Raw genomic sequence first — 16424 nt, forward strand, 5'->3', positions numbered from 1 at the left:
TACGGGAACGGGCGCGCTTCTCATCGAGGGGGGCGCCCGTTACTCGGCGCTCTTGAGCGCGCCCACCATGTCCACGCGGTCGAGCATGCGGTTGCAGATCATGCTCACCGCAATGGCAAACACCGTGCTAAACGCCGCCGCCAGGGCATAGCACCACGGGTCTACGATCACGTCAAAATAGATCGACGGCATCTTGAGGATGTAGGTGAAGCTCTCGGAGAGCGCCCAGCCCGCGGGCAGACCCACGATGATCCCCAGAAGGGTCAGCACGAAGGTCTCCTTGTTGATGTAGGTGCGCACCTCGCGCTTGCGGAAGCCGAGTACCTTGATGGTGGCGATTTCGCGCTCGCGCTCGCCGATGTTGACTGTCGAAAGCGTAAAGAGCACCACGAAGGCGAGCCCCGCGGCCAGCCCGATCACCACGTAAACCACCACGTTGATGAGCGTGAAGCTCTGCTCGAACTGCTCGTGCATCTTGGCCACGCTCGTGATGGAGAGCCACTCCTCCTCGGCGTCGAGCGTGTCGGCAAAGGCGGCCTGCTCGTCGCGCGAGCCGGTAAGGTGCGCAAAGAAGCCGTTGAGCTCGAGCGGGCCAAAGAGCTTTTCGTAGACGTCCTCGGTCATGTAAACGGCGTTGCCGAGGTAGTTGCGCGTGATGGCGGCAATCTTGGTCTCGGCCTTGTCGAGCGCGCTCGTGGTGAGCTCGGCCTCGTCGCCCGCACTGAGCCCGAGCACCGTCGCCGCGTTGTTGGTGATGACCACGCCCGCGTCATCAAGGCTGATCGGCTTGCCGTCGAGCTCCTGCAGCGAGACGTAGTCGTCGATGGAGGCGCCCGCGGGAATCACGTAGAGCTGCATGCTCTCCTTGGCGCCGTTGTGCTCCACGGTGATGTTGTCCACGCCGATGGACTCGATGTTCGTTACCTCGTTCGAGCCTTCGAGCCGCTCGAGGCAGGTCTGGTAGTCGTCTGGGGTGGTGGCGGCCAAAAGGTCGTAGCGGTAGATCTGCTCGTACTGTCGCGGCGCCAGCGACTCAACGGTGTTCTTGATCGAGAAGCCGCAGATAAGGAGCGCCGTGCACCCCATGATGCCAAAAATCGTCATGGCGAGGCGCTTCTTGTAGCGAAAGAGGTTGCGCGCGGTGACCTTGTTGAGGAAGCTCATCCGCCGCCACAGGGGCCCGATGTGCTCGAGGAAGATGCGCGAGCCGGCGCGCGGCGCCTTGGGGCGCATGAGGGTGGCCGGGGTCTCGCGGAGGTCTGCCCGGCAGCTCAAGAAGGTTGAGCCGCCAATGCCCACCACAAAGGCCAGGATGCCGAGCGCTGCGTAGAACGCGTTGAAGTGCAGGCTAAAGAGCGGCAGCAGGTACATGGCCTGGAAGATATAGAAGAGGATGAAGGGGATGACCACAAAGCCTGCGATGTCGCCGATGATCCCGCCGATGAGGGCGGCCGAGACGGCGTAGACGAGGTATTTGGAGAGGATGCGTGCCTTGGAGTAGCCGAGCGCTTTGTAGAGGCCGATGAGCCCGCGCTCCTCGTCCACCATGCGGGTGGCGGTGGTGAGGCTCACGAGGATGGCCACGACAAAGAAGATGACGGGGATGATCTGGGCGATGGTCTCGATGGACGAGGCGTCGGAGTCGACGCTCGAGAAGCTGCCGAGGCCCGAGCGGTCCTGCACGTACCAGGTGGCGAGGTCCACGTCGGCAACCTGCTGGCGCGCGTCGGCGATCTGGTTGGCGGCGTTCTGGCGCTCCTCGGCGAGCGTGGCGCGGCCGTCATCGATCTGGGCCTGGCCGTCGGCGATCTGGGCGAGGCCGTCCTCGAGCGTGGCGCGCGCCTCGGCAAGCTGGGCGAGGGTGTCGGCGCGGCGCTGGTTGAGCTCGGCCTGGCCCTGGGCGAGCTCCGTCTGGCCGGCGGCGATGGTGGCCGCGTTGGCGTCGAGGAGTTCGCGGGCGGCCACGAGCTGGTCGTAGGAGTCCCAGAGCTTCTGCCAGCCGGCGTCGATCGCGGTCTGCTGCTTGGCAAACTCCTGCTCGGCAGCCTGCGTGGCCAGCTCGATGCCCGCGGTGAGCTGGGGGAGGGCGGCCTCTGCCTGGGCAAGACCCGAAGCAGCTTGGATGCGACTGCTGGCGAGGAAGGTGGCGTTCTGCTCGTACTCGGGGCTGGCCAGGTTGGCGAGGTTTTCGGTGAGGCTGGCAAGACCCCTGTTGAGGCTGGCGATTCCATCGAGGGCGTTGTTCAGCTGTTCGAGGCCGGATGCGGCGGTGTCGCTCAACTGTTGCATGTCTGCCTGCTTGACCTGCAACTGGTTAAGCTCTTCAGTGCGCTTGTCGCGTTCAGCCTCAAGATCGGCGCGGTCGGGGTCGTCCTCGGCGAGGCCGTCGAGCTTGGCGTTGATGTCGTCGAGCTCGCCCTGTGTGACGGAGATGTTTGCAGCAAGTTCTTGGAGCTGCTGGTCGAGGGCCGCGATGCTGGATTGAGTCTCCTCGATCTTGGCGGCAAGAACCTGTTGCTGTCCGTCGAGTGCCTCGGTAATCTTCGGGGCGGCCTGCTCTACAACGGTGTTCGCATTGTTGACCGCCTGGGCAAAGTTCTGCACTGCCTGATTGACGGCGTCCGCATCGGTGGCGTCAACATTTTTAACGGCGTCCCAAGTGGTGCTTATGCTTGCGGCGGCGTTGCGGAGTTGCGCGGCAAGCGCTGCGAGCATGGCGGACGCGTCGGCGTTTTCGTCGGCGCTTGAGCCGGTATCGGCATCGCCGCTGCCCTCACTCTCACCGCCGGCTGCCTCTCCCGATCCTGCCGCCCCAAACTGCCCCAGCCCGTCGGCAAGCTGCGTGAGCCCGTCCGTCAGCTGCGCGACTCCGGCGTCCAGCTCGTCAATCTGCCCCGGCAGCGTGTCTACCACCGCCTGGGCCTCGTCGCGCTGCGCCTCGAGGCTCGCAATCGTGGTGTTGTAGAACTCATCCCGTGCGGCGTCGAGCGCTGCCTGGCCGTCGCGCAACTGCTGCTCCGCGTCCGGCAGGGCGGCGTTGTAGGCGGTAACGCCCGCCTCCAGGTCGGCGCGGCCCTGCTCGAGTTGGGCCAGCCCCTCGGCGAGGCTCGTGCGGTTGGTGTCGATCACGGCCTGCGCGCTGTCGAGCTGCGCAAGCGCATCGGACTCCTGCCGGTCGAGTTCGCGCTGGCCGTCGAGCGCCTCGGCCAGGCTCTCGTCAAGCGTCGTCTGCGCATCATCGAGCTCGCGCGCGGCGTCGGCGAGCTGCCGCTCGGCATCGGCCTCGTTCTCGGCAATGCTCTCGAGCGCCTCGTCCTGAATCTCCTGCGTACGGGCGCGCTCGCGCTGCGGAGCAAGGTCCTCCACACGCTCCTGCACCTCGGCCACGCGCGCCTCGTACTCGGCGGAGTAGGCGCCCAGCCCCTCGGTGCCCGAGACGCTCAGGTAGGCGATGGTGTAGGTTGCGGGGTCCACGACCTCGCTCTCGTCCACAAAGAAGGTGTAGTCGGTCGAGGTCGCCGCGCGGAAGGCCACCGGCCCCTCGGGCTGCGTGATGTTGGTGGGGTCTATGACGGTACCCACGATGGTGTACGTGCCGCCCTCGATGACAGGGTCGCCCTCGTCTGCGTCGGCGGCATCGCCCTCGGTCCCGGTGTCGGCGTCGTCGGCCGCAACCTCGTCGCCCAGGTCGGCCAAACCGGTCGGGTCCTCCTGTGGGGTGCTTTCAAACGAGAGCGTGTCGCCGATCTTCTTGCCCGATTCGTGCAGGTAGTTCTCGGTGACCGCTACCTCGCCGGCAGCCTTGGGAAGGCGTCCCTCCACCACATACGGCTCGTTGAGCTCGCTTGTGCCCGTGAGCGCCTTGACCGTTACCGTGGCGCGCGAGCCGTCCACGCGGGTGTAGGTGTCTTGCTGGTAGCCGCCCTCAACGCACGCCACGCCGTCCACCGTGCTCAGCTCGTCGAGGTCTGCCTGCGAAAGGCCGTAGGTCGACTGCACGCAGATGTCGTAGAGGCGCTGACGGGTATAGAGGGCGCTCGCCGCCTCGCGCAGGTCGATGCAGGCCATTGAGAGGCCGGTCAGCATCGTGGCGCCGAGCGCCGTGATGGCCACCAGCGAGATAAAACGCTTCTTGGAGTGGCCAATCGTGCGGATGATGTCTTTGGTAAACGCCTTCATGGGAGCCTCGCGCTACCACTCGATGTTGGCGATGGGGGTGGGGGCGGGGTTGAGGCTCATCTCCGTCACCTTGCCGCTCTTAAAGCGGATGAGGCGGTCGGCCATGGGGGCGAGCGCCGAGTTGTGCGTGATGATGATGACCGTGATGCCGTCGCGCCGGCAGGTGTCTTGCAAGAGCTGGAGGATTTGCTTGCCCGTTTGGTAGTCGAGCGCGCCGGTGGGCTCGTCGCAGAGCAGGAGCTTGGGGTTCTTGGCGATGGCGCGCGCGATGGAGACGCGCTGCTGCTCGCCGCCCGAGAGCTGCGCGGGGAAGTTCCCCAGGCGCCCGCTCAGGCCCACCTTGGCGAGCGTCTCGGCGGCGTCGAGCGCGCCGGGGCAGATCTGGCTTGCGAGCTCGACGTTCTCGAGCGCGGTGAGGTTGGGCACGAGGTTATAGAACTGAAAGACAAAGCCCACGTCGGTGCGGCGGTACTCCACGAGCTCGGACTCGCTCGCGTGCGAGATGTCGCGGCCGTCCACCGTGACAGCGCCCGAGGTGAGGGTGTCCATGCCGCCCAAGATGTTGAGCGCGGTGGTCTTGCCCGCGCCCGATGCGCCGAGGATGACGGCAAGCTCGCCGCGCTCCACCTCAAAGCTTGCGCCGTCGAGGGCGTGGATGAGGGTCTCACCGGAACCGTATGCCTTGATGACGTTTTGGAACTCGATATATGCCATAGCGCGCAACCTCGCCGGAAGAAGCCGAACATGCACCGTCGATTACTCGACATCGTGTTGTCTACCCAGTATAGTTGGGCGCAAGACGGGTTGCGATGCGCACTCGACACCGCCGCACCAATTGTCGAGCGATGGGCGCGCGGCCCTGCTTGCGAGGGGCGCTGTACAGGCCCGTCGACGATCTTTTGGGGAGCCGGTATGAACAAGCAGCCGAAGGTCACCGAGCAGACGCGCGCAAACCTCACGGAGGCGTTTTGGACGCTCTACCTCGAGAAACCCATCGAGAAGATCACCGTGCGCGAGATCACTGAGCGCGCTGGGTACAACCGCGCCACGTTCTACCTCTATTACCGTGATGTCTACGATCTGTTTGCCCAGCTCGAGGAGGGGGTGCTCGCGCAGGTGCGCGCTTTGGTGGACGAGCGCCTGCTTGCGGGCGAGACGCTCGACTTCTCGGAGCACATGGGGCTCATCATCGACCTTGCGCAGCGTTTTGACGGCTATATGCCGCGCCTCATGACGGGCGACCCCTCGTTTGGCGATAGGTTGAAAGACATCATCGCGCCCCTGCTCGACCGCTTTATCCTGCTCGATCAGGGTTTGGCGGAGGACGAGCGAGCCATCATGCGCGAATTCTACCTGTCCGGCCTACTTGCCGCCATCACCACATGGATGGCAACGGACCCCCGCATGCCCATCGATCGGCTGATTGCGCTCGTTGTTGGAGCCTTGGCGCCGGGCACTGCCGTGGGCTGAGCCGCTTGCTGCGGCTAGCTCGGTGCGCGCCGAGCGCCAGGGGAACGCTGGTCAGCGTATTCCGCACCTAGTGGGCACCCGCGCTACTTAAAGCGCTTCTCGTTCTCGAGCATCTTGCCGTAGTTTTCTATCTTGTAGTTGAGGCGGTCGAGCCCGGCCTGCATCTCGGCGATGCGTGCCTCGGCAAGGTCGCGTTGTTCCTCGAGGATGGCCTTTCGCTCGGCAACGGTGTCCTCGCCCTGGTCGAGCAGGCGCATATAGGCCTGGAGCGCCTCGATGGAGACGTTGGCGCCACGCATGCACTTGATGAACTCGATGCGCCCGCAGTCGGCCTCGGAGTAGTCGCGCACGCCGCTGGCGTTGCGGCGGATGCGGGGCAAGAGGCCGATGCGCTCGTAATAGCGCAGGGTATCGGGGGTGATTTGGTACGTCTCGGCAACTTCGGCAATGCGCATGGCGGTCCTTTCGCAGCGTCTTTACTAAGGTATACCGCCTAGAGCGCGCTCTAAGTCAACGGGAGGCCCGGGGAAGGTCCGAACTGCCCAGAAAAGGTCGGCAATTTGGAGAAAAGACGGCCGCCCGGCGTGCCCAAAACCCCGCGAGGCGGGGCGGGATGGGCCTTTATGCCATCTCCGCTCCGCCTTGCGGTGGGTTTTGCGCTCCGAGTGGTTGCCCGAGCCGGGCGCTACCTTGGGCAACGCCCGGCTCGGGCATACCGCATCTGTCGCCTCGCCCCGGGGCGAGGCGACCGCTGACCGGTGTTTTCCAAGGTCAGGGCAACGCCTATTCGTCGCCGAAGCTGATGCCGAGTGCCTTTGCCTCGCGTACCAGGTCGCTCTTGGGGTCGACGTACTTGAGCTTGCCGGCGACCTCCTCGAGCGGCACGCGGCGCATCTTGCCGTTGACCTGCGCGACCATAAAGCCAAACTGCCCGTCGAGGCAGCCGAGTGCGCCCTCGACGCCGCACTGCGTGGCAAAGACGCGGTCCTGAGCGTCGGGTGCGCCGCCGCGCTGGGTGTGCCCGGGGATGGCCACGCGGGTCTCGCGGCCGGTCTTCTCCTCGATCTCCTTGGCGATGTCGTACACGATCGAGGGGCTCGTGCGCTCCGCGACCTTCTTCTTGTATTCCTTCTTAGAGAGCTTGGCGTCCTTCTTGGAGATGGCGCCCTCAGCCACGGCGATGATGGTAAAGCGGCTGCCGGTCTGCATGCGCTTCTCGATGGTGGCGATGACGTTCTTCATGTCGTAGGGAATCTCGGGGATGAGGATCACGTCGGCGCCGCCGGCTACGCCCGCATACAGCGGAATCCAGCCGACCTTGTGACCCATGATCTCGATCACAAAAACGCGTCCGTGGCTCGAGGCGGTGGTGTGGATGTCGTCGATGCACTTGGTGGCGATGTCCACGGCGCTCGTAAAGCCAAAGGTCATGTCGGTGCCCCAGGTGTCGTTGTCGATGGTCTTGGGCAGCGCGATGACGTTGAGCCCCTCCTGCGAGAGGCGGTTGGCGGTCTTGGTGGAGCCGTTGCCGCCGAGCATAAAGAGGCAGTCGAGCTCGAGGGTCTGGTAGGTCTTGATCATGGCCGGGACCTTCTCCACGCCGTCGGCCTCGGGTATGTCGAGGCGCTTGAAGGGCGTGCGGCTCGTGCCGAGGATGGTGCCGCCGCGGGTGAGGATGCCGCTAAAGTCGTGTGCGGCCATGCGGCGGTAGCGGCCGTAGATGAGGCCCTGGTAGCCGTTCTCAAAGCCGTAGATCTCCACGGGCTCCGGGCTCCGGTTGATGAGGGTCTTGACGATGCCGCGCATGGTGGCGTTGAGCGCCTGGCAGTCGCCGCCGCTCGTGAGCAGGCCGATTCTGAGCATGATGACTCCTTTGGGACGGGCACCTTGAGGGCGCAAGGCCGTAACGGCCAAAGTATAGTCCTCATGCTTGGGGGCGGTGCCGCGCAAGCGGTGGGCGGCCAAAAGAGGCGGCAGATTGGTTGGGGATGTTACAGTTTTGGTGCTTCGGCGCGGGCCGTGACGCTTTGGGCTCGCGAACAGCTCACCCTGCGGGCTCCACCGTCCCGCGTCGCCCGCGCCGCCACCGGTCCGGCCGTCCCGCGTCCACGGCCGGTCCGCCTCGCACCCGCGTCGTCCTGTGGGCTCACCTGGTCTCATGCCGCCGCCAAACCCTCTTGCTATACTGGTGCGCTGATCACGGGCGCCAGCTCCGCGCGGCGCCGCATCTGAGGAGGAACCCATGGACATCATCCCCGTCAACCGCGCCGGCGGCCGTGCCGCCATCGAGATGCGCCCCGTCAAGCTCACACGCGAGGTGCTCAAGAACGCACTCGGCTCGTGCTACGTTGAGTTTGGTGACACCAAGGTGCTCTGCGCCGCGACCATTGAGGAGGGGCTGCCCGCGTGGCGGCGCGCGAGCCGTCAGGGCTGGGTCACCGCCGAGTATGCGATGCTCCCCGCCTCGACGGGCCGCCGCACCAAGCGCGAGACCGGCCAGCGCAAGGGCCGCTCGATGGAGATCGAGCGCCTCATCGGCCGGAGCCTGCGCACCGTCACCAACATGCGCCTGCTCGGCGAGTTTACCGTCACCGTGGACTGCGATGTTATCCAGGCCGACGGCGGCACCCGCACCGCGAGCATCACCGGCGCCTGGGTGGCGCTCCACGACGCGCTCATGACCTGGGTCGAGGCGGGCAAGATCGCGCGCCTGCCGCTGACCGGGCAGGTCGCGGCCGTGTCGATGGGCGTGGTGGACGGCGCCGAGCTGCTCGACCTCGACTACCGCGAGGATAGCCACGCCGAGGTGGACATGAACCTCGTTGCCACCGACACCGGCGAGATTGTAGAGATCCAGGGCACGGGCGAGCAGACGCCCTTTAGCCGTGAGCGTCTGGGCCGGCTCCTCGATCTGGGCGATGCTGGCATCCGCAAACTCATCGCCCTGCAGAACGAGGTCACGGCCTTCCGCGACGAGGAATAGCTTCGGCTGCGTGGCACCGCGCCCCATAACACCCGTACACAAGCAACGCCCCGACCTGCGCAGCTCGGTACTGCATAGGTCGGGGCGATTGCGTGCGTGGCGGGGCACTGCCAGGCTTCCGCTCCCGTCACAAAGATCGGTGCGGGCCGGACGCCTGCGGGCCCGCACCGGCGTGCGGCCTACTCCGTCACAAATCCAAACGGGTTTTCCGGGCGCACGTAGTCGATGAGGAAGAGCTCCTCGGCCGGCACGCGGCCCACGAGGTTGCGGGTGCCGTCGTTGGGCATATCGCGCTTGGCCACGTGCAGCTCGCCGCGGTAGTGCGCCATGTTGTCGTTCACCACAAGCACGTCGCCCCTGTGGAAGGTGTCGGTGCCGGCGTCGCGTGCGGGGACGGACTTGTCGCGGTAGATAAAGCGCGGCATGCTCGAGCGCAGCAGGTAGGCCGAGCAATCGGGGCGCTCGGTGTGGGAGAGGGCGACGATCTGGCGCTCCTCCTCGGTCACGCCGTCGGCAAAGTCGATGCGCATGGTGGTGCGCGTCAGGTCAACGGCGGCCATCGCGGCGAGCTCCTCCTCGCTCGCGTAGGCGTTGCCGATGATGATGTCGTCCACGAGCCCGGTGCCAATAAGGTGGCGAACCTGCAGGTCGATGGGGCGACGACGGTCGTCCTCGCAGGTGGGCAGGCCCGCAAAGACCGGCCAGGGGCCAAAGGTCTTGGGCTCTTGGCTCGAGACAAACGCCGCCGTCTGGAAGCCCTCGTTGTGGTACATGGCGGTGAGCTCCACAAAGCGCTCCTCGCTCATGCCCGTCCACGGCTCGGGGAAGAAGTTCGCGCAGGTCACCATGTTGCGCTTGTCGGCGCCGCGCTCGGCCAGCATGGCGATGGGCAGCATGCCGGAGCCGTTGAACTCGATCTTGATGCCCGAGGAGTTGCGGGTGAGCATGATGTCGCCGTAGTCGCCAAAGTGTCCGTCGAGGCGGATGATGTCAACGCCGAGCTTCTCAAAGGGGGTGAGGTCGGTGGGGGAGGCGCCAAGGCGCTCAAAGACGTGCTCGTTGGTGTCCACCGCTACCTCAAAGCCGAGGTCGTGGGCGTGCTTCATAAAGTCGGCAAACTCGGCGATGGTCTCGTCGGCGCCCTTGTCGACGGAAAGCAGGCAGGTAAAGATGCGGGTAAAGCCGTATTTGGCAGCGAGCTCCATGTAGGCGTAGTCGCGCTCGGGGGTCGTGTGCTCGGGGTAGAGCGAGATTCCCAGACGGTGCATGAACAGTCCCTTCTCTTGGGCGGTTGGGGTGGCCGCGGGCGCGCGGGGTGCGCCGGCTGACCGTGCTGACACCGCCTATGCTATCCGCGCGGTCCGGCAGCGGCAACGGGGATAGGCGGCGAGCGGCGGACGCCGTTTCGCGGACGGTGGGTTGTTGGAGAGGGCGGCGGGGTGCAACGGTGTGGCGCGCCGCAGGCGACGGTGCGGCGCGGCGGGCTGCGGACGGCGGTGCGGCGAGTTGCGGGCGACGGGTGATGACGTGCGGCGCGGCGGTCGGTGGCGCGGCGAGCTGCGAATGGCGCGGTGGGCATCTGGCGGGGTGCGGGCGGCGACGTGCGGCAGACGGCGACGTGCGGCCCGGCTGCTGGAGCGGCAGTGGGTGGCACGCGGGGTGGTTCGGCAACGTTGGGCCGGCGCGGGCCCCGCGTCGGCGCCGGAAGAGACCCCAAGCCAAGTTTGAGTCGCAAGTGCGACCCTCATTTTTGAAATGCCGAGTAGCCCGATGTTTTGGCTCCGTGCGACCTGCGCTTTTGTTGGAAAAACGGGGTGTGTACTCAGCAGTCTGCCAAGTTGGGTCACAATAGCGACTCGAACGTACATCAAAGGCGAGGAGGAACGCATGGCGCTCGAGAAAATCGACCCGTCGACGCTCGATCCGGCGGCGACGATCGTGGTGGCCACGGGCAACGCCCACAAGCTGGTGGAGATCGAGGCGATCTTGAGCGAGGCGCTGCCGGGTACGCGCTTTGTGGCGCTCGGGCAGCTCGGCGACTTTGACGACCCCGAGGAGACGGGAACCACGTTTGCAGAAAACGCGCTCATCAAGGCGCACGCCGCCGTGGCCGAGACGGGCCTTGCGGCGGTGGCGGACGACTCGGGCCTTGTGGTGGACGCACTCGACGGCGCTCCAGGGGTCTACTCGGCGCGCTACGCCGGCGTACACGGAGACGATGCGGCCAACAACGCCAAGCTAATGTGCGAGCTCGCGGACGTGCCCGAGGCCGAGCGCACGGCGCGCTTTATGAGCGTGGTGGCGCTGGTGCGCGCCGACGGCACCGAGCTCACGGGCACGGGGGCCTGCGAGGGGCACGTGGGTTTTGAGGGCCGCGGCGAGTACGGGTTCGGTTACGACCCGTTCTTTCTGCCCAACGACACGCCGGGCAAGACGATGGCTGAGCTCACCCCCGAGGAGAAGAACGCCATCAGCCACCGCTCCCACGCGCTCAAAGACCTGTGTTCTAAGCTGGCCGACGAGGCATAGGCGAGCGGCAGAGAGGTGATTGGGTGGCACCTGCTTGGCCGGGTGGCGCCTGCTTGATCGGGGGCGTCCGCCGACGTGCGGGCAACAAGCGTGCCGGTAGACGGGTGGCAGCCGCGTCGCCGGGGCGGCAAGGAAGAAGGGGGAGGTCCATGAGGGCGGTCATTCAGCGTGTGACGCAGGCGAGCGTCTCGGTTGAGGGCGAGGTTGTGGGCGCAATCGGGCAGGGCTACCTGATCTTGCTCGGTGTGGGCGAGGGCGACACGCGCGCCGAGGCCGAACGCCTGTGGGCCAAGATCGCGAACCTCCGCATCTGCGAGGACGAGGCGGGCAAGACCAACCTGTCGCTTTTGCAGACGGGCGGCGCGCTGCTCGTGGTGTCGCAGTTTACCCTTTATGCCGATTGCCGCCGCGGGCGGCGCCCCTCGTTCAGCGCGGCCGCCGCTCCCGCGTTGGCAACGGAGCTCTACGAGCATTTTGTCGAGCTCGCTCGCGCCGATGTCGCCGAGGTCGCGACGGGCGTCTTTGGCGCAAACATGCAGGTCGAGCTCGTCAACGACGGACCCTTTACCATCGTGCTCGACACGGCCGACCTCGCCTAGCTGTCACAGGGGGACGGGTGCGAATGTGACATGTAAAACGCTTGGCCAAGGCCCGCCGCGCCTCGCGTCGACACGCCCGCCATACCGCGCAGCAGCTTGCGCACGCTCCTCAATATTCCCTAACAAATCCTTGCGCCAGCCCACCGCAAGCGGTTGAACGTGCACGTTCTAGCCTCTTCTGCTAAACTTAATCTGTTTGTCTATCTTGGGGTTATGCTATCGATTTGCCCTATGCCCTATTGCTTGCAGGAGGCCGTTGATGGAAGAGATGCCGGTCAATCACGTTGACGAGATCAAAGAGAAGCTTGCCGATATGGTGGGCGAGCGCGTGCGCGTTAAGGCCAACATGGGCCGGACGCGCGTGGTCGAGCGCGTGGGCACCATCAAGACCGTGCACCCGTCGGTCTTCGTGGTGGAGTCGACCGAGCGCCGCGGCCGCACGTCGCGTCAGTCGTACCAGTACGTCGACGTGCTGACCGGCACCGTGGAGCTCTTTGACCCGGAGTCGGGCGAGCAGGTCTTCACGCCGCTCGACAACCAGCTCGATGAGCACTAGCGCGCACCGCGAGCCGGGCAGGTTCCTCCTCATCTCGGCTCCGGCAAAAATCAACCTGTACTTGGGTGTCCACAACGAGAAGGACGAGCGGGGCTACCATCGCGTCGACTCGGTGATGACCACGCTCGACCTTGCCGACGTTATTGCGATCGGGCCGGCCGACGAGCTTTCGGTGCATACGGTCCCGCCATCGGATTTTCCCATGGACCAGAACTCCGCCTATCGGGCGGCGCGCGCCATGGGGGAGGCGTTTGGCCGCGACGCCAACTTTGCGATCCTGATTGACAAGCGCATCCCGCAGCAGGCGGGCCTCGGTGGCCCTTCCACCGACGCCGCCGCCACCATTCTGGGCATCGCGACGTACTGGGGGGTCGACGCGCGTGACCCCAGGCTCGACGAGGTCGCCCGTTCCATCGGTGCCGACGTGCCGTTTTTCCTCTACGGGCCACCCGCGTTCTGCGACGGTGCCGGCGACCGGGTGCGTGAGCTCTTCCGGCCGCTCACGGGCACGCCGGTGGCACTCGTGCGGGCCGATGGCCCCGGTGTCTCCACGGTCGAGGCCTACCGGCGTTTTGACGAGAACCCGCCCGCGCTGCCGCCGCTCGAGCCCCTGCTCGATGCGTTGCGCCTGCATGACGAGACGCAGATTTTCGCCCACGTGGCCAACAACCTGGCTCCGGCGAGCTGCGAGCTCAACCCGCAGATGGCCGAGGCCCTCGCGTGGATTCGCGAGCAGCCGGAGGTGCGCGCTGCCAACGTGGCAGGCTCGGGCTCTACGGTGTTTGCCGTCTGCACCACGCAGATGGCGGCGGAGGCCATTGCCCTTGCAGCGCAGGAGCGTGGCTGGTGGGGTTACGCGGCTCGGATGGAGAAGTCGGGGCCGTTTGTCGCTGCGGGGTGACGCGCGCCGGTGTAGGTGCCGGGTTTTGCCCGGTGGCCGGCGGTGGCTCGGCTGGGGCGGTGCGACCACCCCTGACGGGGTCGCTTGGCTTGACGCGCGCCTTCTCTCCTGAATTTTGGGCTAGCATTTGCGTCAGGCTTTGTGCTATCATGTCCAACACTTCGGGTTGTGGCTCAGTTTGGTAGAGCACCGCGTTCGGGACGCGGGGGTCGCTGGTTCAAATCCAGTCAACCCGACCATTGCAAAGATGCAGGTCAGAGTGGGTATCCGCTCTGGCCTGTTTTGCTATCTCGGCTGCGCGTGGCCGGCAGGTCGGGACGCTCTATGAGTGGCGATGTCCTCAAGAGCCGGTCCGTTTGGGCGTTATTATCGATAACCCCCTGAAAATAGGGGGTGATTATAAAAACCTCGCGCCAATGTAAGGATGGAATCGGAGTTTCTGAAGTAGACCAGATTTGCCCAACTCGTTTACCTGCGGGTTTGTTTCTGTGTTTTGCCTCTCTACTCGGCAAGGGACAATTCCATCCTTACATTGGCGCGAAGTTTTTATTCTGACCCCCTGTTGATGCCCAAAGCTGGCCGTCGCCGTCACTTCAAGCACGGGCAAAGCCTCCTTGGCGGGACTTCCGGGCATGCTGCAAGCGTTGGATTGCGACAGCATGCAGGTAAGGGAGGACCCATGGCAACATACGGCTACGCGCGCGTCTCGACCAAAGACCAAAACGTCAACCGTCAGCTCGATGCGCTGGAGCGGTTTCCGCTCGAGCGGTCGAGCATCTACATCGACTACTACACGGGTGCGGATTTTGAGCGTCCTGAGTATCAGCGGCTCGTGCGACGTCTCGAGCAGGGGGATGTGCTGGTGGTAAAGAGCATCGACCGCCTCGGCCGCAACTACAGCGAGATCCTGGCACAGTGGGACCGCCTCACGCGCTCGCAGGGCGTGCAGGTGGTGGTGCCCGATATGCCCCTGCTCGACACGCGCCAGACCGCGCGCGACCTCACCGGCACGTTCATCGCCGATGTGGTGCTGCAGCTGTTGAGCTACGTCGCGCAGGTTGAGCGCGAGAACATCCGTCAGCGTCAGGCGGAGGGCATCGCGGCGGCCAAGGCGCGCGGCGTGCGCTTCGGCCGGCCGGAGAAGGCACGGCCGCAGGAATACGCCGATGTTCGGAACCTTGTGGCGATGGGCGAGCTTTCTAAAAGACGAAGAAAATCTATCAGCAATTTGCAACTAGTCCCGACTTTGCACTTTATGAGTCGGCAACGGGCTACGCTGAGCTTGTTAAGCAGTTCGACAATAGCTTTGCTTTTGCAGCGCCTGAGGCCAAATCCGACGGTAGCGATAACACCTCAAACTGGGATTGGTATCCCTGGGGTAAAGATTTGATGCTGTATCTCGCCGGCCTTAGCACCAACGGTTCAGATAAGGCTGAGATTTCCAATGCCGATGCGGCTGAAGTGTTTAGCAGCATCGAGAACGTTATTCGCTACGAGTTCCAGTCCGGAACTGTGACCGATGTGATCGGCAGCGACTTTGACCTGACCGATGGCGGGAACATCACGGCCGACACATTTACGCTGACGGTTGGCGGGCAGGAGTATGCCGGTACCGTCGATGCCGAGAACCCCAACAAGGTGTACTTCGATAGCGGTGCCTATTCCGTGGAGTACCAGGTCTCGGGCGATACCGAGACGCTCGTCTGGTCCATCAACAGGCCGGTCGAGTCCGCGGCGGGCGTGACGCTCTCCTACAACCTCACGCTTGTGAACAAGTCGACCGAGCCGGGCGACCACACCGCCAAGATCAACGAGAAGGCCACGGTCACCTACAAGCCCACGACGGGCGGGGACGTGACCGAGACCTTCCCGGTGCCTCAGGTGACCTATAACGTGCCCGAGCCCACGCCCGAGCCTGCACAGGATGCTCTCCGCTTTGAGCCCAACGCCGAGGGCGCGACGGGTGCAACGCCGTCTGTCACGGACGACGAGTACGCCACGGTGACCGTCTCCGAGAACGGCTTTGCGCTCGACGGTTATGAGTTCGCGGGTTGGAACACCGCCGCCGACGGCTCAGGCACCGCGTATGCCCCGGGCGACCCCTACACCCTCACCGACGCCGATGACGTGCTCTACGCCCAGTGGAAGAAGGTCGAGGAGCCGACCAAGCCCGTCGAGGAGAAGCCGGCGGACACGACCGAGCAGAAGGATGGCGACTCCACCCTGCCGAGCACGGGCGATATCGCCGGCATGACGGCGGGCGCCGTGGCGTTTGCGGGCGCTGCTGCCGCCGGTATCGGCGCGACCCTCAAGCGCCGCCGCTAGGCAAGCAGGTTGCCGGTCGAGGGCTAGCGGCTCGATTCTGGCAAGGACGCCGTTGTTCGCGGCCCGTCTGGAGCGCATCCGGGCGGGCCGCTTGCCATAGAGAGAAGGGGGTACGATGATCGACCTCGAGGGCGTGAGCGCCCGCCGTGGAGATCGGCACACCTTTGTGTACGAGCGCGTGCTCGAACTCGTCGAGCGCGACACCACGCGCAACGGCGTGTCGTGCTTTACCAAGCGGGACCTCGCCGATGCGCTTGGGTGCAGCATCCGTTCCGTCGACCGGGCCATCAGGCGCCTGAGGAGCGAAGGGGCGATCGAGTCCGTGCCGCGCTACGGCAACTCGGGCGCTCAGCTCGCCAACGCCTACCGCGCCACCAAGGGCGGCCGGTAGGGACGATTGCCTCTTGGTCTTGGGCACGGCCTCGGCGTCGGCTCTCGATGGGGCTATTTTGCGGCGGGCGAATTGGGTGCTAAAGGGTTACGCGTAGTTGCGCTTGTATGTTCACCTATCCGCCGCATGCGGCTGGGGCGCGCCCAGCAGACGAAGAGCTTGTCGGATTCGTTCACGCTCGATACCCGCATCGTCCGTGCATTATTGCGTGCAATGAACCCGATAATGCGTAATTCGGGTTCCCTGCAAGCGTCGGGTTCACAACGTGGCTTAACGTACGCCCCGTTACCTGCCCTTTTGTCGAGGGTGCACAAATGGGTTCATTACCGGGTTCATTGCACGCAAAAACGCACGGGGGTGGCGGCCGCACGCCCGCCGGTGTCAAAGCAGGGGCGGTGGCCGCCCGCCCGTCGGCGACAAAGCAGGGGCGGAGTGAAGCGAAGCCCGCAAGCGAGTCCCGTCCCGGATGTGGACTCGGGCAACACCCCGTC

14 protein-coding genes and 1 tRNA gene are annotated in these 16424 nt (G+C 65.2%); 10 read left to right on the top strand and 5 right to left on the bottom strand.

The window, feature by feature from the left end:
• Nucleotides 1-39 precede the first annotated feature (39 nt).
• Both B5G20_RS00485 and B5G20_RS00490 read right to left on the bottom strand, forming a co-directional pair.
• On the bottom strand, nucleotides 40-4179 hold the full coding sequence (locus B5G20_RS00485; protein ID WP_087353825.1) for an FtsX-like permease family protein: 4140 nt from the start codon (nucleotides 4177-4179) through the stop codon (nucleotides 40-42).
• Nucleotides 4180-4191: 12 nt separating this feature from the next.
• Nucleotides 4192-4893, bottom strand: coding sequence for an ABC transporter ATP-binding protein (locus B5G20_RS00490; RefSeq protein ID WP_087353828.1), 702 nt, complete (start codon nucleotides 4891-4893; stop codon nucleotides 4192-4194).
• A 198-nt stretch (nucleotides 4894-5091) separates the two neighbouring features.
• Between B5G20_RS00490 and B5G20_RS00495 the strand changes: the two genes are divergently transcribed.
• Nucleotides 5092-5649: a TetR/AcrR family transcriptional regulator gene (locus B5G20_RS00495; RefSeq protein ID WP_087353831.1), complete on the top strand. Its 558-nt coding sequence runs from the start codon at nucleotides 5092-5094 to the stop codon at nucleotides 5647-5649.
• An 83-nt stretch (nucleotides 5650-5732) separates the two neighbouring features.
• Here B5G20_RS00495 and B5G20_RS00500 read toward each other — a convergent pair whose 3' ends face one another.
• Together B5G20_RS00500 and B5G20_RS00505 are read right to left on the bottom strand one after the other, a co-directional pair.
• Complete coding sequence (locus B5G20_RS00500; protein WP_087353834.1) at nucleotides 5733-6104, bottom strand: MerR family transcriptional regulator; 372 nt, start codon at nucleotides 6102-6104, stop codon at nucleotides 5733-5735.
• Between the two features lie 328 nt (nucleotides 6105-6432).
• Nucleotides 6433-7512, bottom strand: coding sequence for an ATP-dependent 6-phosphofructokinase (locus tag B5G20_RS00505; protein ID WP_087353839.1), 1080 nt, complete (start codon nucleotides 7510-7512; stop codon nucleotides 6433-6435).
• 379 nt (nucleotides 7513-7891) lie between these two features.
• Here B5G20_RS00505 and rph point away from each other — a divergent pair, with 379 nt between their 5' ends.
• Nucleotides 7892-8632: a ribonuclease PH gene (gene rph, locus B5G20_RS00510; RefSeq protein ID WP_087353842.1), complete on the top strand. Its 741-nt coding sequence runs from the start codon at nucleotides 7892-7894 to the stop codon at nucleotides 8630-8632.
• A gap of 179 nt (nucleotides 8633-8811) precedes the next feature.
• Here rph and B5G20_RS00515 read toward each other — a convergent pair whose 3' ends face one another.
• A complete protein-coding gene (locus tag B5G20_RS00515) occupies nucleotides 8812-9900 on the bottom strand; it encodes a MupG family TIM beta-alpha barrel fold protein (protein WP_087353845.1) in 1089 nt (362 codons plus the stop codon).
• Between the two features lie 619 nt (nucleotides 9901-10519).
• Between B5G20_RS00515 and rdgB the strand changes: the two genes are divergently transcribed.
• The 8 genes from rdgB to B5G20_RS00555 all read left to right on the top strand — a co-directional run bounded on the left by rdgB (nucleotide 10520) and on the right by B5G20_RS00555 (nucleotide 15933).
• The gene (gene rdgB / locus B5G20_RS00520; protein WP_087353848.1) at nucleotides 10520-11161 is read left to right on the top strand and encodes an RdgB/HAM1 family non-canonical purine NTP pyrophosphatase; all 642 of its coding nucleotides are present in this window, start codon (nucleotides 10520-10522) and stop codon (nucleotides 11159-11161) included.
• A gap of 149 nt (nucleotides 11162-11310) precedes the next feature.
• Nucleotides 11311-11760: a D-aminoacyl-tRNA deacylase gene (gene dtd, locus B5G20_RS00525; RefSeq protein WP_087353850.1), complete on the top strand. Its 450-nt coding sequence runs from the start codon at nucleotides 11311-11313 to the stop codon at nucleotides 11758-11760.
• A 259-nt stretch (nucleotides 11761-12019) separates the two neighbouring features.
• On the top strand, nucleotides 12020-12316 hold the full coding sequence (locus tag B5G20_RS00530) for a Veg family protein (RefSeq protein ID WP_087353853.1): 297 nt from the start codon (nucleotides 12020-12022) through the stop codon (nucleotides 12314-12316).
• Nucleotides 12306-13217 (top strand): 4-(cytidine 5'-diphospho)-2-C-methyl-D-erythritol kinase, encoded by a 912-nt coding sequence (gene ispE / locus B5G20_RS00535; RefSeq protein ID WP_087353855.1) that lies wholly within the window; start codon nucleotides 12306-12308, stop codon nucleotides 13215-13217. The genes B5G20_RS00530 and ispE overlap by 11 nt, the downstream gene beginning before the upstream one ends.
• Before the next feature lie 162 nt (nucleotides 13218-13379).
• Nucleotides 13380-13456, top strand: a tRNA-Pro gene (locus tag B5G20_RS00540).
• 440 nt (nucleotides 13457-13896) lie between these two features.
• Nucleotides 13897-14607 (top strand): recombinase family protein, encoded by a 711-nt coding sequence (locus B5G20_RS00545; protein WP_087353858.1) that lies wholly within the window; start codon nucleotides 13897-13899, stop codon nucleotides 14605-14607.
• On the top strand, nucleotides 14607-15542 hold the full coding sequence (locus tag B5G20_RS00550; protein ID WP_087353861.1) for an InlB B-repeat-containing protein: 936 nt from the start codon (nucleotides 14607-14609) through the stop codon (nucleotides 15540-15542). The genes B5G20_RS00545 and B5G20_RS00550 overlap by 1 nt, the downstream gene beginning before the upstream one ends.
• A 115-nt stretch (nucleotides 15543-15657) precedes the next feature.
• Nucleotides 15658-15933: a helix-turn-helix domain-containing protein gene (locus B5G20_RS00555; RefSeq protein ID WP_087353864.1), complete on the top strand. Its 276-nt coding sequence runs from the start codon at nucleotides 15658-15660 to the stop codon at nucleotides 15931-15933.
• Nucleotides 15934-16424: the final 491 nt, after the last annotated feature.

The sequence above is a fragment of the Collinsella sp. An7 genome (genome assembly GCF_002159335.1).
Classification (GTDB): Bacteria; Actinomycetota; Coriobacteriia; order Coriobacteriales; family Coriobacteriaceae; genus Coprousia.